At 64.7% G+C, this 22,706-nt stretch carries 20 protein-coding genes; 15 read left to right on the top strand and 5 right to left on the bottom strand.

Translation table 11 applies throughout. The features are described from left to right. Nucleotides 1-354 precede the first annotated feature (354 nt). The 4 genes from U3A55_RS07025 to U3A55_RS07010 all read left to right on the top strand — a co-directional run bounded on the left by U3A55_RS07025 (nt 355) and on the right by U3A55_RS07010 (nt 2,446). Entirely contained in the window at nt 355-1,215 is an 861-nt protein-coding gene (locus tag U3A55_RS07025; protein ID WP_330990772.1) for a ParA family protein, read from the top strand. Further along, nucleotides 1,215-1,634 (top strand): hypothetical protein, encoded by a 420-nt coding sequence (locus U3A55_RS07020; RefSeq protein ID WP_330990771.1) that lies wholly within the window; start codon nt 1,215-1,217, stop codon nt 1,632-1,634. Before U3A55_RS07025 ends, U3A55_RS07020 begins: the two co-directional genes overlap by 1 nt. 231 nt (nt 1,635-1,865) lie before the next feature. After that, the gene (locus U3A55_RS07015) at nt 1,866-2,042 is read left to right on the top strand and encodes a hypothetical protein (RefSeq protein ID WP_330990770.1); all 177 of its coding nucleotides are present in this window, start codon (nt 1,866-1,868) and stop codon (nt 2,040-2,042) included. A 47-nt stretch (nt 2,043-2,089) separates the two neighbouring features. Continuing rightward, nucleotides 2,090-2,446 (top strand): TRAM domain-containing protein, encoded by a 357-nt coding sequence (locus U3A55_RS07010; RefSeq protein ID WP_330990769.1) that lies wholly within the window; start codon nt 2,090-2,092, stop codon nt 2,444-2,446. On the opposite strand, the gene U3A55_RS07005 is transcribed toward U3A55_RS07010, so the two are convergent. Next, nucleotides 2,443-3,915 (bottom strand): MATE family efflux transporter, encoded by a 1,473-nt coding sequence (locus U3A55_RS07005; protein ID WP_330990768.1) that lies wholly within the window; start codon nt 3,913-3,915, stop codon nt 2,443-2,445. The two genes, U3A55_RS07010 and U3A55_RS07005, sit on opposite strands and share 4 nt — an antisense overlap. 313 nt (nt 3,916-4,228) lie before the next feature. Continuing rightward, nucleotides 4,229-5,401: a membrane dipeptidase gene (locus U3A55_RS07000; protein ID WP_330990767.1), complete on the bottom strand. Its 1,173-nt coding sequence runs from the start codon at nt 5,399-5,401 to the stop codon at nt 4,229-4,231. 147 nt (nt 5,402-5,548) lie between these two features. Here U3A55_RS07000 and U3A55_RS06995 point away from each other — a divergent pair, with 147 nt between their 5' ends. The 9 genes from U3A55_RS06995 (at nt 5,549) to U3A55_RS06955 (ending at nt 17,654) form a co-directional block, all read left to right on the top strand. Continuing rightward, nucleotides 5,549-6,034, top strand: coding sequence for an Lrp/AsnC family transcriptional regulator (locus U3A55_RS06995; RefSeq protein WP_330990766.1), 486 nt, complete (start codon nt 5,549-5,551; stop codon nt 6,032-6,034). Nucleotides 6,035-6,085: 51 nt separating this feature from the next. After that, the gene (rdfA, locus tag U3A55_RS06990; RefSeq protein WP_330990765.1) at nt 6,086-6,679 is read left to right on the top strand and encodes a rod-determining factor RdfA; all 594 of its coding nucleotides are present in this window, start codon (nt 6,086-6,088) and stop codon (nt 6,677-6,679) included. Further along, nucleotides 6,676-8,511 (top strand): archaea-specific SMC-related protein, encoded by a 1,836-nt coding sequence (locus U3A55_RS06985; protein WP_330990764.1) that lies wholly within the window; start codon nt 6,676-6,678, stop codon nt 8,509-8,511. The genes rdfA and U3A55_RS06985 overlap by 4 nt, the downstream gene beginning before the upstream one ends. 266 nt (nt 8,512-8,777) lie before the next feature. Beyond that, nucleotides 8,778-9,677, top strand: coding sequence for an alpha/beta fold hydrolase (locus tag U3A55_RS06980; protein WP_330990763.1), 900 nt, complete (start codon nt 8,778-8,780; stop codon nt 9,675-9,677). Next, complete coding sequence (locus U3A55_RS06975) at nt 9,677-11,509, top strand: S9 family peptidase (RefSeq protein ID WP_330990762.1); 1,833 nt, start codon at nt 9,677-9,679, stop codon at nt 11,507-11,509. Before U3A55_RS06980 ends, U3A55_RS06975 begins: the two co-directional genes overlap by 1 nt. A gap of 69 nt (nt 11,510-11,578) precedes the next feature. Next, a complete protein-coding gene (locus U3A55_RS06970; protein ID WP_330990761.1) occupies nt 11,579-13,381 on the top strand; it encodes an ABC transporter substrate-binding protein in 1,803 nt (600 codons plus the stop codon). A 27-nt stretch (nt 13,382-13,408) separates the two neighbouring features. After that, nucleotides 13,409-14,395: an ABC transporter permease gene (locus U3A55_RS06965; protein ID WP_330990760.1), complete on the top strand. Its 987-nt coding sequence runs from the start codon at nt 13,409-13,411 to the stop codon at nt 14,393-14,395. After that, nucleotides 14,395-15,336, top strand: a complete 942-nt coding sequence (locus U3A55_RS06960) for an ABC transporter permease (protein ID WP_330990759.1) — start codon at nt 14,395-14,397, stop codon at nt 15,334-15,336. The genes U3A55_RS06965 and U3A55_RS06960 overlap by 1 nt, the downstream gene beginning before the upstream one ends. Continuing rightward, complete coding sequence (locus U3A55_RS06955) at nt 15,333-17,654, top strand: ABC transporter ATP-binding protein (RefSeq protein WP_330990758.1); 2,322 nt, start codon at nt 15,333-15,335, stop codon at nt 17,652-17,654. The genes U3A55_RS06960 and U3A55_RS06955 overlap by 4 nt, the downstream gene beginning before the upstream one ends. Here the strand turns inward: U3A55_RS06955 and U3A55_RS06950 are convergent. Then, nucleotides 17,636-17,860, bottom strand: a complete 225-nt coding sequence (locus U3A55_RS06950; RefSeq protein WP_330990757.1) for a hypothetical protein — start codon at nt 17,858-17,860, stop codon at nt 17,636-17,638. The genes U3A55_RS06955 and U3A55_RS06950 overlap by 19 nt on opposite strands. A gap of 154 nt (nt 17,861-18,014) precedes the next feature. On the opposite strand from U3A55_RS06950, the gene U3A55_RS06945 reads away from it, so the two are divergent. Both U3A55_RS06945 and U3A55_RS06940 read left to right on the top strand, forming a co-directional pair. After that, nucleotides 18,015-19,781, top strand: a complete 1,767-nt coding sequence (locus tag U3A55_RS06945) for a M28 family peptidase (protein WP_330990756.1) — start codon at nt 18,015-18,017, stop codon at nt 19,779-19,781. Next, nucleotides 19,781-20,503, top strand: coding sequence for an aspartate/glutamate racemase family protein (locus U3A55_RS06940; protein ID WP_330990755.1), 723 nt, complete (start codon nt 19,781-19,783; stop codon nt 20,501-20,503). The genes U3A55_RS06945 and U3A55_RS06940 overlap by 1 nt, the downstream gene beginning before the upstream one ends. 202 nt (nt 20,504-20,705) lie before the next feature. Here U3A55_RS06940 and U3A55_RS06935 read toward each other — a convergent pair whose 3' ends face one another. Both U3A55_RS06935 and U3A55_RS06930 read right to left on the bottom strand, forming a co-directional pair. Beyond that, on the bottom strand, nt 20,706-21,461 hold the full coding sequence (locus tag U3A55_RS06935; RefSeq protein WP_330990754.1) for a hypothetical protein: 756 nt from the start codon (nt 21,459-21,461) through the stop codon (nt 20,706-20,708). A gap of 69 nt (nt 21,462-21,530) precedes the next feature. Then, complete coding sequence (locus U3A55_RS06930; protein WP_330990753.1) at nt 21,531-22,667, bottom strand: LolA family protein; 1,137 nt, start codon at nt 22,665-22,667, stop codon at nt 21,531-21,533. Between the last annotated feature and the right edge of the window lie 39 nt (nt 22,668-22,706).

Here is a 22,706-nt window from a genome sequence, read left to right as displayed (position 1 = left end):
TCTTTGGGTTCGCCACGCCGGTCGGAGTACTGTCGCGCGCCCGTGCGAGCGGGCGTTGTCCCTTCCGTTAGCCAGAGTCCGATGTAGCCGGGTGGTGCATCACTACCGGATGCTCACGTATACAGACCAGATATAGTCTATAGTTGAGATGTATAGCTATAGGATATAGCTATTGTACTTTGGAGGTTGTTCTCGGAGTCTTCTTTGCCCACTAAACTCATCGATACTGGGGACAGGACGGATGACGGCGGCATTTAATAGTGTAGTTGTGAAGTATAGCTATATGGTATATTCGTATGTCGTCGTTGTTAGTTGTGACTAATCTTTATGAGTGGGGGATATCTCTATGCGTGTATGCTGACGTACACCCCGGTGTCGGAGGCGGGCGGCGTGGGGAAGACCACGACCGCCGCGACGCTTGCGGTCAGTCACGCGCGGAACGGCCGGAACGTCCTCGCGATAGACATGGACACCCAGAACGGGAGTCTGACGTACTTCTTCGGGCCGGACTACGACAGAGGCGATCCGGAGGCGGACAATCTCGTTCGACACCTCGTCCGCCGGCCGAAGGGCGACTTCGCCGACCTCACACACGAGGTCGAGGCGGGCGTCGACCTCGTCCCGTCGCACAACATGCTCGAAGACGTTCACGAGTTCCTGCTCAACGAGAAACAGCAGGCCGAACGCCTCGGCGAATCCTTCAGTATGTACCACCAGCTTCACCGCGTGCTCACCGATGCGAACGTCCGCGACGAGTACGACGTGATTATTGTTGACACTGCGGGGAAGGCGGGGCCGGTTCTCTACAACGCGTTGGTCGCGGTGCGGAACGTCGTCATCCCGTTCGAAGCGACCGCGAAGGGCCAGGAGTCAATCGATGGATTGGACGACCTGGTTGACGGATTGGAGGAGAACCTCGGCGTCGACGTGGGCGTGCTCGCCGTGCTTCCGCTCGGGTTCAAGAACACCCGCGACCAGCGAGAAATCCTGGAGGACCTGCGAGCACAGGGGTTCCCGGTACCGGTCGTCATCGGGGAGCGGAGTTCGCTGATGGAGGGCTGCTGGAACCAGCAATGTAGTCCATTTCGCTATATCGAAGAGCATCGGGGGCGAGAGCGCGAGTACGAACTCGAGACGCTCGAGCAGTTCGAGGAGCTCGCCCGCCACCTCGAACAGGAGGCTGGCCTCGGCGCGCCCGAGGAGGTGACCGCGTAATGGGGCTCAAATCCGGGTCTCGTGACGCCGGCCTCGACGACGAAGAGGCGGAGTCGAACGAGCGCGAGGCGGAGGCTGGCGAGCAGTCCGAACCGACGACGAGCGAGGTGGACAATGCGGTTGAGGCTGCGGACGCGTCGGGAAGCGAGGGCGAGGAGGCGGGTGACGACCGGCCGTCGATGAGTTCGATTCCGTACAAGCTCCGCCGGGACAAGGTGAACGAGGGCCGCGAGCAGGTGCCGTACTTCCTACGCGAGGAGGTGATTGCGGGCGAGGACGACCTGCAGGCGGAACTGGAGGACCTGCTCGACGAGAAAGTGTACAAGTCGGACTACCGGGAGGCGGCGATGGTGGTCGCACAGCGCAATCCCGACCTCATCGCGGACGTGCTTCGCGAGTGGGGATACGACCTAGAGTAGTCGACGAGTACAGCCGCCTTCGAACGGCGGCCCTCCGCGGGCAGTGTGGCCGAACAGACGGGTGATGTCCGTCTGTGCCCCTCACTCCGGCTGCCGTGCTGGAGGTAATCGAGACGGAGCTAGCAAACTAGACTATATCGTATAGTTATACTCCATAACTATACTTGGGGCTGGCAGTGCTGGCGGCCGTGTACCGGAACGCTCTTTTTCGAGTCTGAAAGTGGTTCGCGCATGGCATCTGCCCTCCGGAGTCCACTGGTTCGGTACGGTATGGGCGCGAGTTCCGCAGTCATCATCTTCGCAATCGCGTTCACCTTCGCCGAAGGGATTGTGCAGACGATGCTGTTCGTGCTCGCGGTCGTAGAACTGCTCATTATTCCCCAGGTTCTCAAGGCTGCCGCGGAGTAGCGACGCGCGGTCGTAGGAGTTTTCGTGGCGGGTTTCGTTACGGCGGTATGGATACGACGACGCTCATCGCACTCGGTGCTGTCGGCGTGGTGTTGGTCGGTGGCGCTGGCGTCTTCCTGTGGCGGCAGTCGTCCGAGGACGTACGGGAGTCAAAACGCGCGCACGCGGAGGCACAGGAACGCGAACCACCCGTCGAGCTCGGCGAAGCGTACGAGTTCGGTATTACGGAGTTCAGCGACCATCACTCCGGCGAGCGCGTCGCCGTCGGGAAAGTCGAGGGATTCGTGGTGTTCACGGAAGATGTTCCGGACTCGGTCGCGGAAGGGGACGTCATCCGCGCGAAAATACTCTCGTTCAATCAGGGGAAGACGTCCGCGGACGCGACCTTCGTCGACACCGTTTAGTCGTCCGTCGCGGCGACCTCGTCAGTGTCGACGCGCTCTTCGGTGAGGTCGGCGTCCCGCCACGTTCCCCGCTGATACCACGCGTAGGCGAGGATGCCGCCGAGAACGTTCGAGACGGCGAACGCGACCCAGATGCCGGTTTCGCCGAGCGGGTCGGACGCGATCCACGCGATGGGGAAGCGGACGAGGCCGAGAACCACGACGGAGATGACGGCGGCGGTAAGGGTCTTTCCGGCGCCGCGGAAGCTCCCGACGTAGGCTTGCGTCACGCCGATGAAGCCGAACGTGAGCGCGACGTACCGGAGGAACTCGGCGCCGACGGAGACGACTTGGTCGGCGTTCGCCTGGTCCGCGCCGACGAACGCGGAGATGATGGGTTCGGGGAACGCGAACACGACGAGGCCGGCGAGCGCGAGCACGACGAACAGCACTTTGCTCGCGAGGTCGGCGGCCGCGGCGGCGCGGTCGGGCTGGTCGGCGCCGATGTTCTGGCCGGTCATGGTTTCGACGCCCCGGGAGATGGCGATGGCGGGGAGGAAGATGACGGAGAACACGCGGGTGCCGACGCCGTAGGCGGCGACGACCGCGTCGGGGAAGAACGCGACGATAAACAGGAGGAGGTTCATCGAGATGGCGCGCCCGCTCCCCTCGATTGAGGCGGGGCCGCCGATGCGGACGAGCCGGCGGAGGTAGTCGAAGTCCGGCGCCATGTCGCGGATGTTGATTTGGACGCCGCGACGCCCGCGGAACATGATGGCGAGGCCGACGACGAGCGCGAGCGCGCGCGAGAAGACGGTGGCGATGGCGGCGCCCTGGATGCCGAGTTCGGGGAACGCTATCGTGCCGACGAGGGGGGCGTTCTCGACAACCGTCCAGCCGAAGATGAGGAAGGGGTCGAGAATGATGTTGAGGACGACGCTCCCGAACATGACGAGCATCGGTGTAATGGTGTCGCCGTAGCCGCGCATGAGGGCGACGAAGACGGCGAACCCGAACATGAAGAGGAGGCCGAGCGAGATGACTTCCATGTAGCTGGTAGCGAGCGGGAGCACGTCCGCGGACGCGCCCATCACGGAGAGGAAGTCACTGACGAAGAAGTAGCCGATGACGCCGAGCACGATGGAGACGATGACCGCGAACGTGATGGTCTGGGAGGCGGCGTATTCGGCTTCGCGTTCCTCGCCCGCGCCCGTGAACTGGGCGACGAGGACGCTGCCGGCGACGGAGATACCCATTCCGAGGGAGATGAGGAGGAACACCATCGGGAACGCGAAGCTGATGGCGGCCAAGGCGTCGGTGTTGTACTGGCCGAGCCAGAAGGTGTCCGCGAGATTGTACGCGGTCTGGAAGAGGTTCGTGATGACGATGGGCAGCGAGAGGTAGAAGAGGGGTTTGCCGATGCTGCCGGACGTGAGGTCGAACTCCTCGGGACCCTTGAACACTCGCTCTATCTGTTGGCGGACACCCATTAGCCCGCCACCTCGGCCGTCGCTGTGGGTGGGTCACTGATGGAGGGCGGTCTCGTCAGGACGTGTGTGAGAGCCATTTGTTACCCGTACTTACTGACTGGTCAGTCAAAAGAGTTCTGCGTTACGCGTTCACAGCCACGGACGACAACACGCAGGATGGAGACGGACGGCCGCGTACTACAGTGAATAATGAAGTCACTACTACACGTCATTTTCGCGGGCGTCCACTTAGTCGTTCGCGTGCCGGCGTCGATGGTCGACGAGCCGACGGCTACGCGCTCCGCCGCGCTCGTTCGACGGAGTCAGTGTGCCGTCACACCCACGTCTCGTTGAGCACGCGGAGGATGTTCTCGCCGAGCACTTTCTCCATATCGCGATCGGAGTAGCCCTCCTTCACGAGCCAGCGCGGGATGTTCTGCCAGGCTTCCGTTGGGTTCTCAAGACCGCGAACGTACTCGGTCTGGAGGGTGGAATCGGGGAGTTCGACGCCCTGGTCGGCGGCGAGCACGCGGAGCAACTCGGTGTGGTCGCCGTACAGGACGTCCGGGCCGAACGCGACGTGGTCGATACCCACGAGGTCCACGAGATACTCGAAGTGCTCCATGTACTCGTCGATGGACGGGAGATGGGCGGAGGAGAGCAGGCCGATGACGCCGCCAGTGGCGGCAATCGCTTCGAGTTCCTCGTCGCTCGTGCCGCGTTTCCCCATGCCGGCGCCCTGTGCGAGCGCGTGCGTGTCGAATATCGGTTCGTCCGTCACGTCGCACACGTCGAGCGTAGTCTGCTTACTCGCGTGACTGGTGCTGACCGCGAGGCCGAGGTCGTTCATGCGCGCGATGGCGTCCACGCCGAACGTCGTGAGGCCGCCGTCTATCTCGTAGACGCCGCCTTTCCCGGCACCGAGGCTGTTCGAGGCGTCGTACGTCACGCCGATGGACCGGATACCCATGCCGTAGAGCTGGTCGAGGCGGTCGAGTTCGTTCTCTATCATCGCCGCGGATTCGAGCGCGGGGACGAACGCGAGTTGGCCGTTCTCGCGGGCGCGTTCGATGTCCTCGATGCCGCTCGCGCGAATCCCGTAGTCGGAGTGCTGGATGTCGGCGGCGCGCATCGTCACGTCGTGGACGATTTCGCTCCATTTCCAGCCGTGGTGGGAGTGGATGTGGGAGAGGCCGTCGAGGTGCATGTCGAACACGGCGTCGAGCGGCGTCTCGGAGAGTGCTCTGAACGCGGTTCGCGCGCGGCCGGCGCGGATGTAGTCCTGGATGTCCTCGGCGAGGTGTTCGGGGAAGTAGAACGGATGGTCGTGGAGAGAGATAACAGCGTCCTCGAGTACGGTGTTGAGGCGGGCTTCCTCGTCGTCGCTCAGCGGGACTTCGTAAGGGTCGAAACCGGCGTGAACGTCGGGGAGGTCGAACTGTTCGTAGGCGTCATCGTCGAGATAGTCGTACGACTCGTAGTGGTCGTACCGCTTGTCGCGTCCCATGCACCTGCACGGTGGGAAAGTGGAGTTTAAAAGCCTCGGATTGTGGCAGCCTTTGGCGGGTGGTTCGCTGGAAACGAGCGTGACGCGGTTTCCACTGAGTTTTCTGCAACCCGCCGTTTCAAGACCGACGCGCGAGTACGCGGCAGTATGGATAGCTCACGATTCGACAACGTCGACGACATCGACAGCCGCATCCTCCAGATTCTGGCGGCGGACCCCCGTGCGCCCTACTCGGAGATAGCGGCCAAATTAGAGGAGGCGGGCTACGAGATGTCGACCGAGGGCATCCGGTATCGGGTGTCGAACCTCCTGGAGATGACGACGGTGTTCTTCCTGCTCGACCCGGAGAACGTGAGCTGGGAGATCGTTCGCATCGCCGTGGAGGCGGTTGACGAACCGGGTGCGAAGGACGCGACGTTCGACCGGCTCGCGGAGATGCGGTTCTGGCACGTCGTCCGCGGGATTGGTACGTACGACGTGTACGCAGTTGGGATGGCGCCGACGCTCCGCGAAATCGACGAGCTCGTGACGGCTATCGAGGAGTATGAGATGGTCGAACGCGTGGACCACATCGTCGTGACGGACCGCGAGAGTAACATGGATGATTACTACATGGCTCCGGACTCCGAATAAAATCTGAATAGGCCTCAAGATTCATACGGGTTCACTGGGTAGAGAACGAGCATGACGACGTACGGTTGCAAGGTCTGTCGAATATTCGACGAGTACGACCTCACGGGGTACGAGGACCGCCTCGTCGACCAGTGGACGGCCGACGGGCCGCGCCGGAAGGGCTATCGGTCGCTCGCCGACTGGCTGAACGTCACACTCCTCCGGAACACGATGGACCGTGCCGGCCTCCAGACGCTCGGCAACGAGGCCGAATCGAAATACGAACGTATTCAAGAGGACGATGCGACCGCGGCTGAGGTCCGGAACGTCCTCCGCGAGGAGGGCGTCCCCATCGACGACCTCGAGTCCGATTTCGTCTCCTACGCCGTCGTCAGAACCCACCTCAAAGAGTGCCTCGGCGTCGAGCGAACAGACTCCTCGACTACCGACAGCAACTGGGAGGAGGACGCCCTCGACATCGCGACCAGCCACGCCGAGTCGAAGGCACGCGAGGCCGTCTCCTCGCTCACGACGAAGAACCGCCTCAGCGCGGGCGGCGATATCGCGGTGCACGCAACTGTCGAAGTCGAGTGCGAGAACTGCCGCACCCGCGTCCCCGTCGAGCGCGCGCTCCACCGCGGATACATTTGTCAATGTAACTCATGACGTTTGAACTCACAGTCCGGAACGTCGGCGGTATCGACGAACTCAAAACGACCTTCGGCGACGGCGTAACGTTGCTCTCGGGGCCGAACGCCTCGAACAAGACCTCACTCTTGCACGCGCTCACGTTCGCGCTCGGAAGCGACGACGTGCCCCTCCGGAGCGGCACGACGCGTGCGGAGGTGACCCTGTCGAACGGCGACCGGTCGGTGACGCGGACCGCTGAACGCGCCGGGACCGGCCTCTCTGTTTCGGGCGAGTCGTGGTTGGACGACGCGGACAACGCGGACGACCTCGTCTCGTTCGCCACGTTCCTCGAGTTCAACGACCTTCGCGCGGCGGTGCGGAACGGCGATTCCTTCGAAGAGACGCTGAAAGCGCCGCTCGAAGTGTCGTCGCTGGAGGCGGAGCGCGCGGCGAAGATGGCCGAAAAGCAGTCAGCGGAGGACGACCTCGACGACCTCGCAGGCGTCACGGACGACCTCGCGGACGTGGAGGACTCGCTCGCCGAGAAGCGCGAGCGGGTCGCGTCGCTGGAGGACGACCTCGACGACTTGCTCGCGCGCACGACTGCCGACGAGGACGACGAACTGGCGGCGCTCCGCGACCGCCGCACCGAACTCGCGTCGGAGCGTGACGAGCAGCGGCGACGGGTCGAGAACACGGAGGACGCCATCGACCGCCTCGAAGACCGACTGGAGACCGTCGAGGCCGACCTCGCAGAGGCGCGGGCGACAGCCAACGAGCACGACGCCGCGGAGTTGCGGGCGGAGAAGGAACAGTTGGAGCGACGGGTGGCCGAACGCGAAAACCGCGTGAACGTGTTACAGTCGGTGTTGACGGCGAATCGGGAGATGTTGAACGGTGACTTTACGGGCGCGCTCGGGCAGGACGCGGGTCTCGCCGGGGACGAGTACACGTGCTGGGCGTGCGGACAGGACAGGCCCGAGTCCGCGTTCGAGGGGACGCTCGACGAGCTCGTCGAACTGGTGGAACAGGATCGCGAGCGACTGGAGGAGCACCGGCCGCGCGTCGAGGAGGTGTCGGAGGAACTGGCGGCAGCGGAGGACGCAGCGGCGCGCGTCCGCGAACTGGAGGCGGACCGCCGTGAGGTTGCAGAGTCGCTGCAGGAGCGGCGGTCGTCGCTCGACACCCAGCGCGAGCGGCTACAGGAACTCGAAGGCGACCTTAACGACCTCGACGAGCGAATCGCGGCGCGGGAGCGCGAGCGTGCCGCTGAGGAGGATGGCGTGGTGACGGAAATCGAGGAGACCCGGGCCGCGCTCCGGGACGCGCGTTCGACGGTCGGTCGGCTCGAGGATCGTCGGGACCGCCTAGAGTCCGCGGTCGCGGAGTACGAGGAGTTGGAGGAACGAATCGCGGCGCTGTCGGCGGACATCACGGCATTGACCGACCGCATCGAGAACGCCGAGGCGGAGTTGCGCGAGTCGTTCAACGAAGTGATGGACGACCTGGTGTCCGCGTTGGAGTTCGAGCGTGTGCAGCGCGTGTGGTTGGACGGCGACTTCGAGTTGGTTATCGCGCGGGAGGTTGAGGGGGTCGTTCAGCAGGAGAGTGTGCGCCATCTCGCGGAGTCCGAGCGTGAACTCATCGGACTGGTGCTGTGTCTCGCCGGGTGCCTGACGTACGACGTACCGGAGGCGGTGCCGGTGGTGGCGATCGATTCGATGGGAGCGTTCGACGTGGTTCGCGCGCAGCGGCTCGTGGAGTACGTAGCGGGCCGCGTGGACCATCTGCTGGTGGCGATGCATCCGGACCGGGCGTCCGCGCTCGAGTTCTCCGTGACGGAAATCGGGGACGCACTGTCGGCGTAGGTGTTCGTTCTTCTTCGTGTTCCCCCTCCTCGCCCAGTGACAACTATTCACATAGTTTACGGTCCGGTTCGTGAAATCCACGCACTCCTGCCCAAGTAATAACGCACTTAGGGTGTTATTTATCGTGGAAAATTCTGCGTTCACCCCGCAAATCACAGAACACGTTCTGTCCCCACTCGACCGACGTATCCCATCCCACCCCAGATGTCCGCGTCCACAACTATTTTGCCAGTGATTCACGCACTCACGGACGCGATAGATAGCTCATGTATGCAGATGTCAACGGCGCGGAGCTGTACTACGAGGTCTTCGGCGAGGAGAACGACGACGCCATCGTCATCCTCCACGGCGGCCCCGGAATCAGTGACCACCAGAAAGGAAAACAGGCCTACGAAACGCTCGCCGACGACTACACAGTCGTCGTGTACGATCACCGCGGCTGCGGCCAGTCCAGCCTCACGAAACCCTACTCGAACGAACAGTACGCCGCCGACGTAGAGGGACTGCGCGAGGAACTCGACCTCGGTGAAATCGCCATCATCGGCGGATCCTACGGCGGATTCATCACCCAGGAATACGCGACCACGTACGGCGACGACCTCGCCGGGTTCGTCCTCCGCGACACCGCCCCGACCGGCGAGTACGAGGAGAACGCCTGGGAGAACGCCCGCGAGTCCTGGGACGAACTCAAAGCACACGCCTTCGACATCCCCGACATCACCTGGGATGAGTTCTCTCGCGTGATGGACGGCGACGTTCGCTCCGACGAGGAGTTCGAACGCGTCTGGCTCGGCATGCTCCCGCTCTACGAACCCGACATGAGTCAGTTCGACGCGGACGCCGCCCGCGAGGGCGTCGAATCCCTCGACTTCCACCACGAGACGCACAACGTCATGTTCACCGAAGAGTACCCCACCATGGACTACACGGACGACCTGCCCGACGTCGAGACGCCCGGCCTCGTCACCGTTGGCCGCCACGACTGGATAACGCCGCCCGAAGCGAGTGTCGAAATCGCGGACCTCCTCCCCGACTCCCGCCTCGTCGTCTTCGAGAACTCGGGACACTCCCCGAACCTCGACCAGCACGACCAGTACATCGCTCGCGTCCGCGAGTTCTTCGCCGAAATCGGGTTCGGCCCCGCGGTCGAGGGAGGGGAGAACTGATGGCGGACACCGCCAACCCCGACGTGATGAACATCGCGGACGCCGTCAGCGTCTCGTGGCGACCCACTACGGACGGTGAGCGCCTGACCTACGTGGAGCGCGAGACGGGGTCCGACACCGTCTGGGAGTACCGCGACGACATCGACGCCTCTGAACGCATCGTCGCCTTCGACGACCGGATCTCCGGGCGCTGGGGCCGCATCGACTGGAACGCCGACGGTACGAAACTCACGTACACCCGCGACGACGAGGTCCGCGTCTACGACACGGAAACCGGCGAGGAGTCCGCGCCCGCGCCGAGCGACACGTTCGACGCCGAACCCCGATTCGCGCCCGACGCCGACCGCCTCGCGTTCATCTCCGGGCGGGGCGCGTACAACGACATCTGGACGGTGGACGCCGACGGCGCGAACATCGAACGCGTCACCACCGGCATGAACCCCCACGACGACAAGCGCTGGTCGCCCACCTGGGGACCCGCGGGCGAACGCATCGCGTACGTCTCCGCGGACGACTGGGACGGCCGCGACTGGGCGGACGAAGCCCACCTCGTGAACCTCACCGACGGCACCGACGAGAAACTCACCACCGGCCTCTCCGTCACGAGCGTCCCCTCGTTCGGCCCGGACGGCGACCGCGTCGCGTTCTTCGCGAAGCGCGTCGCGGAACCGTGGTACCGGCACTCAGAGGACATCCACGTCGTCGACCTCGACACCGGAAACCGCGAGGTGTACGAGGTGGAGGCGAGCCACCAGTACAACGTCCAGAGTCCGCTCTGGTCCCCGGATGGCAAGCAGCTCTACTATCCCGTCCGCGAGCGCGGCGCCCAACAGTTGGAAACCGTGCTCCTGCACGACGACAGCGACGCGAAGGGCATCACATCCCGAATCACCGTCCACGACGGCGTGTTCGGCGCAGGCCCCGTCCACCTCTCCGCGGACGGCGAGCGGTTCGGGTTCGTGTACGCCGCGCAGGACGCGCCGAACCACCCGCGAACGCTCGACGTGGCCGGTGGAAGTGAGACTCAGCTCCGGGACCCCGACACACCCGAGGGCGTCGTCGTCCCCGAGAACGTCACGTACGAGTCTTTCGACGGGATGTACGTCAATGCGTACGTGTACAAGCCCGAGGACGTGACGCCAGAGAACCCGGCGCCGACGCTCGTGCAGGTGCACGGCGGCGCGCACTTCCAATTCGGGAACGGCTGGCACCCGATGGAGCAGTACCTCGCAGCGCGCGGGTTCGTCGTCGTCGGAATCGACTTCCGCGGGAGCGGCGGGTACGGCCGGCCGTTCCAGGAACTCTCGATGGGTGACTGGGAAGGCGGTGAGGTCGAAGACGCCCGCGAGGCCGCGCGGTTCGCGCGCAATCTCCCGTACACGACCGACGAGGTCGGCATCTACGGCGGGTCGTGGGGCGGGTTCATGACGCTTCAGTCCATCACGCAGTACCCCGACGTGTGGGACGCGGCGGTGGAGTGGTACGGCGTCGTGAACCAGTTCACGGACTACGAGGAGGTCGACCGGGTCGGACGCCTGCTCACGGAGCGCGACCTCGGCGGAACACCGGACGAGCAGGAGGAGCGCTATCACGCTGCGTCGAGCCACTGGCGGCTGGACGACGTGACGACTCCGCTCTCCGTGCTGCACGGCGCAGAGGACCTCCGAGTGCCCGTGAACCAGGCCGAAGAGCTCATCGACTTCTTCGAAGACTCCGACGTTCCGTTCGATTCGACCATCTACGAGGGCGAGGGGCACGGCTTCCGGGACGCGGAGAACCGCCGGGACGCGGTACGGCGGACGGCGGACTGGTTCGACGAACACCTCCGCTAACCCCCGTAGGTTGACCCATAGCCAAAATTTATAACGCGGCGTGAAAAAGTGAGTCTCGGTAGCAAACCTATGAGTAACGATAGTCAGGGGACTCGCCGTAACGTTCTGAAGTACCTCGGCGTCGGCGGAGTTGCCGGCCTCGCAGGCTGTTCGAGCGGCGGTGGGGACTCACCAGACAACAACGACACGACCAGCGGGACGACGACCGCCCCGGGAGAAATCCAGCAGGGCGGAAAGCCGGTCATCGGATTGACGAACGAACCGCGCGGCTTCAATCCGCTCGTCATCTCCGACTCCGCGGCGTTCGCCATCATGGACCAGCTGTTCGTCTACCCGACGGCGCGAGACCCGGAGAACCCGAACGAGACGGCCGGGTACGCGTTCTCCGACTGGGAGTTCGACCCCGACACGCTCGAGGGCAGCGCGAATATCCGGGAGGGAATGACGTGGACGGATGGCGAGACGTTCGACGCCGACGACGTGGCGTTCACGTTTAACTACCTCATGGAGCAGAGTGGCCACCGCTACGAGGGGAACGTCGGGAACCTCGAATCCCTCGAAAAGACCGGGCAGTACGAGATCGAGTTCACGCTCGGAAGCGAGACGCCCGCCGTCTTCACGCCCGACACCGGCACGTTCGCCGTGCCGATTCTCCCCGAACACGTCTGGTCCGACATCGACGACTACACCACGTACTCGCCCGAACAACCTATCGGCGCCGGCGGATTCCAGTGGCGGGACAAGAGCGAGGGCAACTGGTACGAACTCGAAGCACGCCCTGACGCGGTTCCGGACGACCTCCACGAGGGCCCGTACGTGGACAGCCTCCGGTTCCTCGTGTTCGGTAGCATGACCGCACTCATCAACGGTATGAAGAACGGCGAGGTCGACCTGACGTACTCCTCGGTCACGCCAAACCGTGCGTTCCAACTGCAGGACCGCGACGACACGAAGGTCTGGAACTCGCCGACGCGCGGCTACGAGTACATCGCGTACAACATGCGTCGCGTCCCGTTCGACGACAAGAAGTTCCGGCAGAGTCTCGGATTCGCGTACCCGTTCGACTACCTCGTGAACACGCTCCGTCGCGGCCTCTCCACGCCCGGCGATTATCCCGCCGCGAACACGTACGACCCGTGGCGGCCGGACTCCTACCAGAGCGGCCCGTACCGCACGGAGAGCGGTGAACTCGATGTCGAACAGATGCGGACGTTCCTCGAGAACGCCGACGGCGAGCACGACTACACGTGGGGGTCCGTCGAGTCCAGTCAAGTCACCGGTGACAAGGAAATCCGGGTCGACGGTGAACTCCTCACCGACGCGCACACGAACAACGACGGCGAGAGCGGGCAGGGCCCCATCCAGATGATGATGACGCCGCCGTCCGCGAGCCCCATCGTCGCCCGCGCCTGCGGGCGGTTCGTCGAGAACCTCAACAAGGTCGGGATTCCCGCGGAGAAACAGCCCATCGCGGAGAACAGCCAGTCCCCGCGCGTCTGGGGGCAGGAGAACTTCGACATGTGGGCGTCCGGCTGGGTGTACATGCCGAAGCCGCACTTCTACCTGAATTACTGGCTGCACAGTCGCCGCGCCGACATGGAGTCGAACAAGGAAGCGCTCCATCTCAACCCGATGGGCTACGGTGGCGCAGACGACCTCATCGAGAAAGTGCACAGCACGTACGACCAAGAAACGCAGCGCCAGGCGTCGAAGGAGGCGCTGTCGGCTATCTACGAGGATATGCCCGCGCTCATCACGGAGTACCCGAACCGGCTGCACGCCACCACGCAAGCGTTCGACGGCTGGGTGCAGATGCCGGGCGGTGTCTCCCAGAACCCGTGGACGTACCTCAATGTTCACCAGTCTCAATAACACACCCCATCTCACGCGACACACGATATGGCACGGATAACTGGACGGTACGTCCTCCGGCGTCTCGGGATTAGTGCCGTCACTCTCTACGCGATCGCGACGCTCCTGTTCGTCCTCCTCCACGCGATGCCGGGCAGTCCCGTGGACCAGTTGGTCGGGCCGAGTATGACGGCGGAACAGATTCAGAACCTCGAACAGCGCTTCGGCCTGAACGCGCCGCTCTGGGAGCAGTACGTGCAGTTCATCACGAACTACCTCGTGTTCGACTTCGGGTATTCGGTCACCAGCCTCGAACCCGTGAGCGAACGCATCCTGAACCGGTTGTTCCCGACGCTCATCCTGTTCGTCCCCGCGTTCGTCCTCCAGTACAGTCTGGGGACGATTCTCGGGACGTACTTCGGGTGGAAGCGCGGGAGCAAGACCGACCTCGGTGGGTTCATGGCGGGCTTGACGCTGTACAGCATCCCGTTCTTCTGGCTCGGCTGGATACTGCTCTGGGTGTTCTCCTACCAGCTCAACCTCTTGCCGTCCGGGCATATGCTCCCGCCGTTCGCGTCACAGTTCGGCTGGGTGGACGCGGTCGTCAACCTCGTCCGCCACCTGACGCTCCCGGTGCTTGCGCTCGCGCTCATCGGGTGGGCGGGGCCGATGCTCGTGATGCGGACGACGATGCAGGACGTGGTGAACGCGGACTACATCGACTTCGCGCGCGCACAGGGCTACCCCGAGTCGACCGTGATGACGCGGTTCGGTGCGCGGAACGCCCTCATCCCCGTCGTCACGCAAGCGATAATCGGTATCGCGTTCATGATAGACGGGAGCGTCATCGTCGAGACGGTGTTCTCGTGGCCCGGTCTCGGAAAGCTACTCGTGGACTCCGTGCTCGCGAAGGACCTGCCGACGGCGCTCGCCGCGTTCTACGTGCTCGGCGTGCTCATCGTCGTCCTGCGGTTCCTCACTGATATCGTCTACACAATGATCGACCCACGCATCGAATTCGGAGGCAGCGACTGATGGCGGCGAAGGACTACTCTCGGATGGACCAGCTCCGCGACCGCCTGAAACCGTGGAAAATCGGGTTCAAGCGGACGTGGAGTCAGTTCACGGAGTCCCCCGTGGGCCTCATCGGACTCATCATCCTCACCGTCATCATCCTGATGTCGGTGTTCGCACCGTACATCGCTCCGCACAGCCTCGAATGGCGGGCGTACGGCGACGGCGCGACGTTCGAACAGATGGCGTCGCTCCCGCACCCGCCGGCGTTCGGCGACCCGTTCTTCGCGCCGCTCGGCACGGACAGCCTCGGGCACGGCATCTTCACCCAGCTCGTGTACGGGAGTCGAACCGCGCTCTTCATCGGGCTCGCGGCCGGCCTGCTGTCCTCGTTCGTCGGCGTGCCGCTCGGCATTATCAGCGGTTACTACGCGAACACGTGGATAGACGAGAGTATCCAGCGCGTCGTGGACATCCTGTACGCGCTGCCGTTCCTGCCGCTCGTCATCGTTCTCGTGTTCGTTCGCGGGATGTCGACGACGAACATCATCCTCGCCATCGTCGTGAAGTCCTGGCTGAACAACGCCATCGTCATCCGCGGCCAGGTGTTGTCGCTCTCCGAGCGGCCGTTCGTGGAGGCGGCGCGCGCGAGCGGAGCGAGCGACCTCCGCATCATGTTCCGGCACATCATCCCGAACGTGCTGCCGCTGTCGTTCGTCTACCTCGCACAGGACGCCGCGTTCGCGATTCTGACGCAGGCGAGCCTCGCGTTCCTCGGGTTCAGCGACTTCACGAACATCTCGTGGGGCGTGATGCTGCAGTGGATTCAGGTCGAGGGCTACGTCTACACGGCGTGGTGGTGGTTGATTCCGCCCGGCCTGATGATCGCGCTGCTCGCCGCGTCGTTCTACTTCGTCGGGTATAGCCTCGAAGACGTCATGAATCCGGGTAGCCAGTCATGAGCACGACAGTCGAAGCACGCGAACCAGAATCGGAGTACCTCCTGGAGGTCGAAGACCTCTCGGTGACGTACCGGATGGACGACGGCCCGGACGTGCAGGCCGTGCGCGACGTGAGTTTCACCGTCGAGCGCGGCGAGACGTTCGGCGTCGTCGGTGAGTCCGGGTGCGGGAAGACGACGGCCGTCCGGTCGCTCGTCGGCCTCCTGGACGACAACGGAGAGATCACGAGCGGGAGCATTCGCTTGAACGGCCGCGACCTCACCAGCCTCTCGGAGGCGGAACTCCGCGGCGTTCGGTGGTCGGAGGTTGCGACCATCCCGCAGAACGTGATGAACTCCCTGAACCCGGTGACAACGGTCGGGAAGCAGATCGTGGACGTCGTGCAGCTCCACACCGACCGCACGACCGAGGAAGCGATGGAGCACGCGCGCGATCTCTTCGACCGCCTTGGACTCGACCCGGGGCGGCTCGACGACTACCCGCACGAATTCTCGGGCGGGATGCTGCAGCGCGCGGTCATCGCGATGGCCATCTCCTGCGACCCCGACGTCATCATCGCGGACGAACCGACGACCGCGCTCGACGTGGTCGTGCAAGACGAAATCCTCGGAGAACTCGCGTCCATTCAGGACGAGTTCGACCTGAGCATCGTCGTCATCAGTCACGACATCGGCGTGATGGCCGAAATCTGTGACGACGTAGCAGTGATGTACGCGGGCGAACTGATGGAGCGCGGCACCGCGGAGGACGTGTTCACGAACCCCGCGAACCCGTACACGCTCGGTTTGAAGAACTCGTTCCCGAGCGTGGACGACCCGGACCGCGACCTCGTCGCGATTCCGGGGTCCGCACCCGACCTCACGGATCCGCCGTCGGGCTGTGTGTTCCGCGAGCGCTGTCCGTTCGCGACGGAGGACTGCGAGAGCGCACACCCCGAGGCTCATGACGCGCCGGGCGACGCCGGCCACGTCTCACGGTGTCACTACGTCGACGACATCGACCGCATCCGTGAGGAGGCCGCGAAACCCGAGACGTGGGGTGGGACGTCCTCGGAGGTCACCCGCACGCCGACGGACGAGCCGCTGGTCGAAGTCGACGGCGTGCGGAAGTATTTCGACAACGACCAAGGACTCGTGGATACGCTGCTCGGCCGCGACCCCACGCCCGTCCGTGCGGTGGACGACGTGGAGTTCACAATCAATCGCGGCGAGATGTTCGGCATCGTCGGCGAGTCCGGGAGCGGGAAGAGCACGCTCGGCCGCCTCCTGTTGAAGCTCCTCGAACCGACCGACGGGACGATATCGTTCGACGGCCAGGACCTCGGGTCGCTGAGCCGGCGGAACGAATCAGAGTTCCGACGGGACGCCCAGGTCATCTTCCAGGACCCGTTCGAGAGCCTGAACCCGAGATTGACGGTTCAGCAAACCCTCCTCGAACCCATCAGTTTGCTCGGGGACGAACCGTCGTACTCGGCGCGCGTCGAGCGCGCCCGGGAGACGCTGGAGGAAGTCGGGTTGTCGCCCGCGGAGGAGTACCTCCAGCGGTTCCCCGACCAGTTATCGGGTGGTGAACGTCAGCGCGTCGCCATCGCTCGCGCGCTCGTCATCGACCCCGAGTTCGTGCTCGCTGACGAGCCGGTGTCGATGCTCGACGTGAGCATCCGCGCGAACGTCCTCGACCTGATGGAGCGCCTCGGCGCAGAGCACGACCTGACGTACGGCGTCATCAGTCACGACATCAGTCTCGTGCGGAACATCTGTGACCGGACGGGCGTGATGTACCTCGGGGAGTTCGTCGAACTCGGCGACACCGCCGACCTCGTCGACGACCCGAAGCACCCCTACACGCGCGCGCTCGTCAACTCCGTGCCCGTTCCGGACCCGACGGTCGAACGGACGGGCGCGGATATTTCGGGCGAGACGCCGTCCGCCCGCGACCCGCCGTCCGGCTGTCGGTTCCACACGCGGTGTCCCGACGTCATTCCACCCGAGGGCGTGGACATCGAGCAGGAGCGCTTCCGCGAAGTCATGGACCTCCGGCAGGACATCGAGTCCGACAGCGTTCGGAGCGTCACTCCCGCGGCCGGCGAAAGCGAAGCCACGGCGCTCCGGAACGCGTACTTCTCCGACGGGTTCACGGACGAATCGGCTGAGTCGGCGGTCGAGTCGGCGCTCGCTGCCCTGTCGAACGGCGACAGTGACGCGGCGGCGGCGACGCTCGCGGAGACGTTTACCAGCGAGTGCGAGACCGCGTCACCTGAGTATCGAGAAGTAGACGGTGTCTACGTCGCCTGTCACCTCTACGACAGCGCGGTGTAGGCGCCGGCCGCGCCGCCAGTCATCGCCGCGACTCCAACGGCGACTACGGCGATTTTGTCGGTGAGCGAGCTGAGGTAGGGCGTCGTCAGTCCGAGGAGGGTTATCGAGATGCCGATGGCGAACACGACGGAACTCACCGAGAGGAGGAGCAAGAACCCCGCCTGTCCGGTGTCCGTGATACGGTCCTGTGTCTCTGTCGCAGGCATACGCGATTGTGTTTCTCCCCCGGCAGTATAAGCGTTGACCCTGACTACAATCGACGCACTCGCCACCGTACATCCCCGTCTCGGCGGACACTACCGTGTAGTGGCCTACCGCAAGGCGAACGTTTTTGCGGGTGGGTGTGGGAGTCTCAAGCAGATGAGTCAGACTATCGCGGATAGTGAAGCGCTTAGCGACTTCGAACGGTCGCTCGTGGACGATATCTCCGTCGACGAACCGTGGGCCCTCCTCGAGGAATTCTCCGACCTCAACCGCCTCTCCGGCACTGAGGAGGAAGTAAAGGCTGCCGAGTACATTCTCGACCGGCTCGACGCGTTCGGCGTGGACGCGAACCGATACGACCCCGACCTCTACATCAGTCAGCCACACGACGCGGACATCCGCACGCTGAACAAGGAGTTCGAACCCGGGCCGGTGAAGACAGTCTCGTTCTCCGAGTCGACGACCGTGCAGGGCGACGTCGAGTACGTCGGGGAGGTCGAGACCGGATTGCTCGCTGAGGGCGCGGCTGGCGAGGGCGCGTTCGCGGACGTGGGCGACCTCTCCGGGAAGATAGCGCTCACCGCTGCGGGAAGCCTCTCGATTCGCGCGACCAGCATCCTCGAGGACAAGGGCGCCATCGGCGTCGTCGCCATTCACGAACACGACCGCGAACCGCACAACGGCATCGCGACGCCCGTCTGGGGCGGCGCGCCGCGGCTCGACGAGACGGAGAAGATTCCCGGCATCCCCGTCGTCAACGTGAACAACCCCGACGGCGAGACGCTGAAGGACTGGGCGCTCGCCGAGGAGGGCCTGGAACTCGAACTCGAGACCGACCTCACGACGGACTGGATGGAGTGCCCGCTCGTCGAGGCCCGCGTCGAGGGCGGGAACAGCGAGAGCGACGATTTCGTCCTCCTACACGGCCACTACGACTCGTGGTACGTCGGAATCACGGACAACGCGACGGGGGACGCAGGCCTCCTCGAACTCGCGCGTGTCTTCGAGAAGCACAGCGACGACCTCGACCGGGACATCCGCATCGCGTGGTGGCCCGCACACTCGACGGGCCGGTACGCGGGGTCGACGTGGTACGCGGACGAGTTCGCGCACGAACTCGACGAGAACTGCGTCGCGCAGGTGAACATGGACAGCCCGGGCGCGAAGGACGCGACTGACTACACGGATATGTCGTGCTGGACGCCCGAAGCGCACGGCCTCGTCGGGGATGCCATCGATGACGTGACGGGCGCGCCGTACGAGGAGCACTTCCCGCATCGCGCGGGCGACTACTCGTTCGACAACCTCGGCATCACGGGCTTCTTCATGCTGTCCTCGAACATTCCGACCGCCGAACGAGAGGAACGCGGGTTCCACGAGGTCGGCGGTTGCGGCGGGAACTCGGACGCCTGGCACGTCTCCACGGACACGCTCGACAAGGCCGGGGAGGACGAACTCGTCCGCGACATCCGACTGTACGCGGTGAGCGTCGCGCGCGTCCTGAACGCGGACGTGCTGCCGTTCGACCACGCGCGCAACGCCGCCGCCATCCTCGACGCCGTGGAGGGCTACGACGAGGACGCCGGCGACCACTTCGACTTCTCGCCCGCTATCGAAGCGCTCGAAGCGCTCGAAACCGATCTCGAGGAGTTCTACGACGCCGTCGAGGCCGGCGACGTGTCCGCCGCGAAGGCGAACGAGACTATCAAACAGCTGTCGCGCATCCTGACGCGCGTGAACCTTGTCTCCGAGGGCCAGTTCGAGCAGGATCCCGCGGTCGGCCGCCAGCCCGTGCCGCGGCTCGCGCCCGCGGCGAAGTTCGAAGCGCTGGAGGGTGACGACGTGAAGTTCCTGCAGACCCAGTTGAAGCGCGAGCAGAACGCGGTCGTCGCGGAGGTGCGCCGCGCTCGCCGCCTCCTCTAATGGTGGATATCGCGTACCTCGTCCCGGGGAGCGGGTTCACCGAGGACGAGCGGGCGCGCCGCGAGCGCGTCGCGAACGACCTGACGAGCGCGACGGTCACGGTCGTCAACGCCGACCCGGACGGCCCATCGAGCATCGAATCCACGGTCGACGATGCTTTAAGCGTCCCCGGGACGCTCCGTCGAGCGCGCGCTATCGAGGCCGAGTACGATGCCATCGTCGTCGGCTGCTTCGGCGACACCGGCCTGCGACCGCTCCGCGAACTGGTGTCTGTTCCGGTCGTCGGACCCGCGGAGGCGACGGTTCACACCGCCGCGCAGGTCGCCGACCGGTTCGGCTGGCTCACCGTCCTCGACCGCACCATCCCGATGTGCCGCGAGCAACTCCACGCGCTCGGGTTCACGGAGCGGTGCGCAGGTGTCCGGTCGGTCGACGCACCCGTGGAGGACATCGACCACGAGTCCACGGCGCTCGCGGAGCGAATGGTAGCCACCGGCTCGCGTGCGGTGCGTGAGGACGGCGCGGACGCGCTGTTCCCGGGCTGTATGAGCCTCTCGTTCGCACAGCAACACGAGTTCGTCGCGGAGCGCCTGGACGTGCCGTTCCTCGACCCGGCGACCATCGCGCTCGAACAGGCAGCGACGTGGGCGCGCCACGGCATCACGCAGAGCGACCGGTCGTATCCGCCAGTGGAGGCGTGCGACCATGACGAGCTGCGCTGACCCATAGACTTATACTCCCGCCTCTTTTATCTATAATTGGAAAGCTAACGCTCTATCTGTTGCCGGATACTGTAGCGTTCGTTTTCCATCCTGGTCTCCAACCACTTCCATTTGAGGCACAGCCGCTATCCTCCAAAGTACGTCTCGTAGCCCTGTCTCCGCCTCGAAACGTACGGACGCGCCCGTCATAGACCGTGAATCGTTACGCGAGAAGGAGGAACAGACCGAGCAGAAAACCAACGAGGGCGATGACGAGGCCGCCGAGAGAGGTGCGCGCCATCCGGAAGACCGTTGCGCGCGGTGAGCGGTCCGAGACGACGAGCGGCGTGAGGGTTGTGCCAGCGTTCGTGGTGCGGCCGACGACAGTGACCTCGTCACCGGGTTCGATGCACTGTTCGGTGTAGCGTCGCGTTCCGATTGAGAGTGCGCGGAAGACAGACCGGATACCGGTGGGTGGTGTCTGCCACCACGACGAACGCGGAATCCGGTCGTGGTCGCGTTCGAACGACTGAATGGACTTGGGCGGTGTGTCGTCGGGGCCAACGGTCGCGACGGTCGTCGTGGCCGCGGTGACGGTTCGCGTGGCTTCGTCGACGGGTACGGTCGCAGCGGACGTGGCGAGGTCGAACGGAACGGCCGCGGTGGCTTCGTGAACGGTGACGTACCAGGGGAGGACGTAGAGGAAGCTGAGGCGTCGTTCCTCTACCTGATACCGGAGCGCGACGCAGTCGGTGTCGCTGAACGGCGCGACGAGCGGGTCGACCGCGTGTTCGACGGTGCCAGTGAGACGGACGAGCGCGTTCGCGTCAGCGCCAGCGAGGGTGTCAATCGACGGCGCGCGGACGACCGCTGACGCGCGCCAGACGTATCGAGCGCTTGCCGCGAGAACGACCAGAGAGACGACGAGGAGGAATCCGCCGAAGAGCGTCGACACCGAGAGTGACGCGGAGAACGCCATGTGCGAAAGTGGAACGGGGGCCGCGTGTACCTACCGGGTAGTTTCAGGCCGAGAAACTGTGCGGAACCGTCAGGGTACCACGCCGCATAGGAGCGGATGCCGCTGGTCCGCCGGCGTCCCCGCTGACGGTTCTCTCCTATCGACGACTGACGACGCCACTGCGAGGAGAACGTCCCGATTCTCGCCCGTGACCGTGTATGTCGCCGACTCGGTCTGCCACTGCACCAGTTGTCGGTCGCCGTTCTCGACGTACCGGACCGTCGTCCCGTTCACGCTCACTGGCTCGCCATCGAGGCGGCGGTCGGCGGCGGGAACGCGTTTCGTGACGAGGAGGCTGGTATCGTTCGGCGTCGTGTACGTGAGCGTGATGCTCGTCCGGTTCCCGTACGCCAAGAGCATGCCGTCCTCGAACTGATAGGGCGCAGGAACGTCGGGCGACGGAACCGTGACGGTCGTGTTCGTGCGGAGCGCCGCGAGGTCGTCGGCCGTGATGACGCGATTCGTGGTGACGGTCGCGGACTCCGGGAGGTTCGGGTCGAACCGGTCAGCCGCGAACTCCGGGTCGAGCGTGACGTTCGTCACCTCGATGGTGACCCGCGACGTGGAGTTGTTGGTCGAGTACGTCATCCGGGCTTTCACGGGAATCCGTCGGTCGCGGTCGACCCAGACGCGCGTCGTCCGGTTCGCCGTCGCGGCTTGCGTGACGAACTGATAGGGGCCGCCGGCCGCGCCGACTCGAACCGACGCGTTCCCGCCTTCGACGGCGTATTCGACCGCGAACCCGTCCCCCGCGTTCGTCTCGCCTTCGTAGGTCGCATTCCGTTCGAGCAAGTCGGAGAGCCGCTCGAAGAGATCGGTTGGCGTCGTTCCGTACGTCACGGTCGCGCGGTTCGTCCGCGGAACGTACTGAACCGTCGCGGACGCGTTGGTGACGATGCGCATCCCAGCAATCCGGTCCGGCTGGCGGTACGTCGCGTTCGTCCGCCCGTCACTGTGCGCAACCCGATAGGTGACGGTTTCGTTGAGCGATCCGTTCAGCGTGACGTGGACGGTCGCCGCGTACGCGTCGAGCGCGTCGGTCTTGGCTATCGCGGTCTGCTTGACCTCGGCGGCGCTCGGCTGCGTGTCGCCCGGCAGGGCGGCGCACCCCGCACACACGGAGAGCACGGCGATACCCAGGAGGACCAGTAGCGGGCGGGAACGCATGACGCACGATACGTCCGACGGTGCCGCCGTAAACCCCTC

It is taken from the genome of Salarchaeum sp. III (assembly GCF_036418315.1).
Taxonomy (GTDB): Archaea; Halobacteriota; Halobacteria; order Halobacteriales; family Halobacteriaceae; genus Salarchaeum.
This window is presented reverse-complemented; position numbering and strand designations above follow the sequence as displayed.

Excerpts from the sequence above, each read along its gene's own strand:
- U3A55_RS07025 (WP_330990772.1), top strand. The coding sequence starts at position 355 with ATGCTGACGTACACCCCGGTGTCGGAGGCGGGCGGCGTGGGGAAGACC.
- U3A55_RS07020 (WP_330990771.1), top strand. The coding sequence starts at position 1,215 with ATGGGGCTCAAATCCGGGTCTCGTGACGCCGGCCTCGACGACGAAGAG.
- U3A55_RS07015 (WP_330990770.1), top strand. The coding sequence starts at position 1,866 with ATGGCATCTGCCCTCCGGAGTCCACTGGTTCGGTACGGTATGGGCGCG.
- U3A55_RS07010 (WP_330990769.1), top strand. The coding sequence starts at position 2,090 with ATGGATACGACGACGCTCATCGCACTCGGTGCTGTCGGCGTGGTGTTG.
- U3A55_RS07005 (WP_330990768.1), bottom strand. The coding sequence starts at position 3,915 with ATGGGTGTCCGCCAACAGATAGAGCGAGTGTTCAAGGGTCCCGAGGAG.
- U3A55_RS07000 (WP_330990767.1), bottom strand. The coding sequence starts at position 5,401 with ATGGGACGCGACAAGCGGTACGACCACTACGAGTCGTACGACTATCTC.
- U3A55_RS06995 (WP_330990766.1), top strand. The coding sequence starts at position 5,549 with ATGGATAGCTCACGATTCGACAACGTCGACGACATCGACAGCCGCATC.
- rdfA (WP_330990765.1), top strand. The coding sequence starts at position 6,086 with ATGACGACGTACGGTTGCAAGGTCTGTCGAATATTCGACGAGTACGAC.
- U3A55_RS06985 (WP_330990764.1), top strand. The coding sequence starts at position 6,676 with ATGACGTTTGAACTCACAGTCCGGAACGTCGGCGGTATCGACGAACTC.
- U3A55_RS06980 (WP_330990763.1), top strand. The coding sequence starts at position 8,778 with ATGTATGCAGATGTCAACGGCGCGGAGCTGTACTACGAGGTCTTCGGC.
- U3A55_RS06975 (WP_330990762.1), top strand. The coding sequence starts at position 9,677 with ATGGCGGACACCGCCAACCCCGACGTGATGAACATCGCGGACGCCGTC.
- U3A55_RS06970 (WP_330990761.1), top strand. The coding sequence starts at position 11,579 with ATGAGTAACGATAGTCAGGGGACTCGCCGTAACGTTCTGAAGTACCTC.
- U3A55_RS06965 (WP_330990760.1), top strand. The coding sequence starts at position 13,409 with ATGGCACGGATAACTGGACGGTACGTCCTCCGGCGTCTCGGGATTAGT.
- U3A55_RS06960 (WP_330990759.1), top strand. The coding sequence starts at position 14,395 with ATGGCGGCGAAGGACTACTCTCGGATGGACCAGCTCCGCGACCGCCTG.
- U3A55_RS06955 (WP_330990758.1), top strand. The coding sequence starts at position 15,333 with ATGAGCACGACAGTCGAAGCACGCGAACCAGAATCGGAGTACCTCCTG.
- U3A55_RS06950 (WP_330990757.1), bottom strand. The coding sequence starts at position 17,860 with ATGCCTGCGACAGAGACACAGGACCGTATCACGGACACCGGACAGGCG.
- U3A55_RS06945 (WP_330990756.1), top strand. The coding sequence starts at position 18,015 with ATGAGTCAGACTATCGCGGATAGTGAAGCGCTTAGCGACTTCGAACGG.
- U3A55_RS06940 (WP_330990755.1), top strand. The coding sequence starts at position 19,781 with ATGGTGGATATCGCGTACCTCGTCCCGGGGAGCGGGTTCACCGAGGAC.
- U3A55_RS06935 (WP_330990754.1), bottom strand. The coding sequence starts at position 21,461 with ATGGCGTTCTCCGCGTCACTCTCGGTGTCGACGCTCTTCGGCGGATTC.
- U3A55_RS06930 (WP_330990753.1), bottom strand. The coding sequence starts at position 22,667 with ATGCGTTCCCGCCCGCTACTGGTCCTCCTGGGTATCGCCGTGCTCTCC.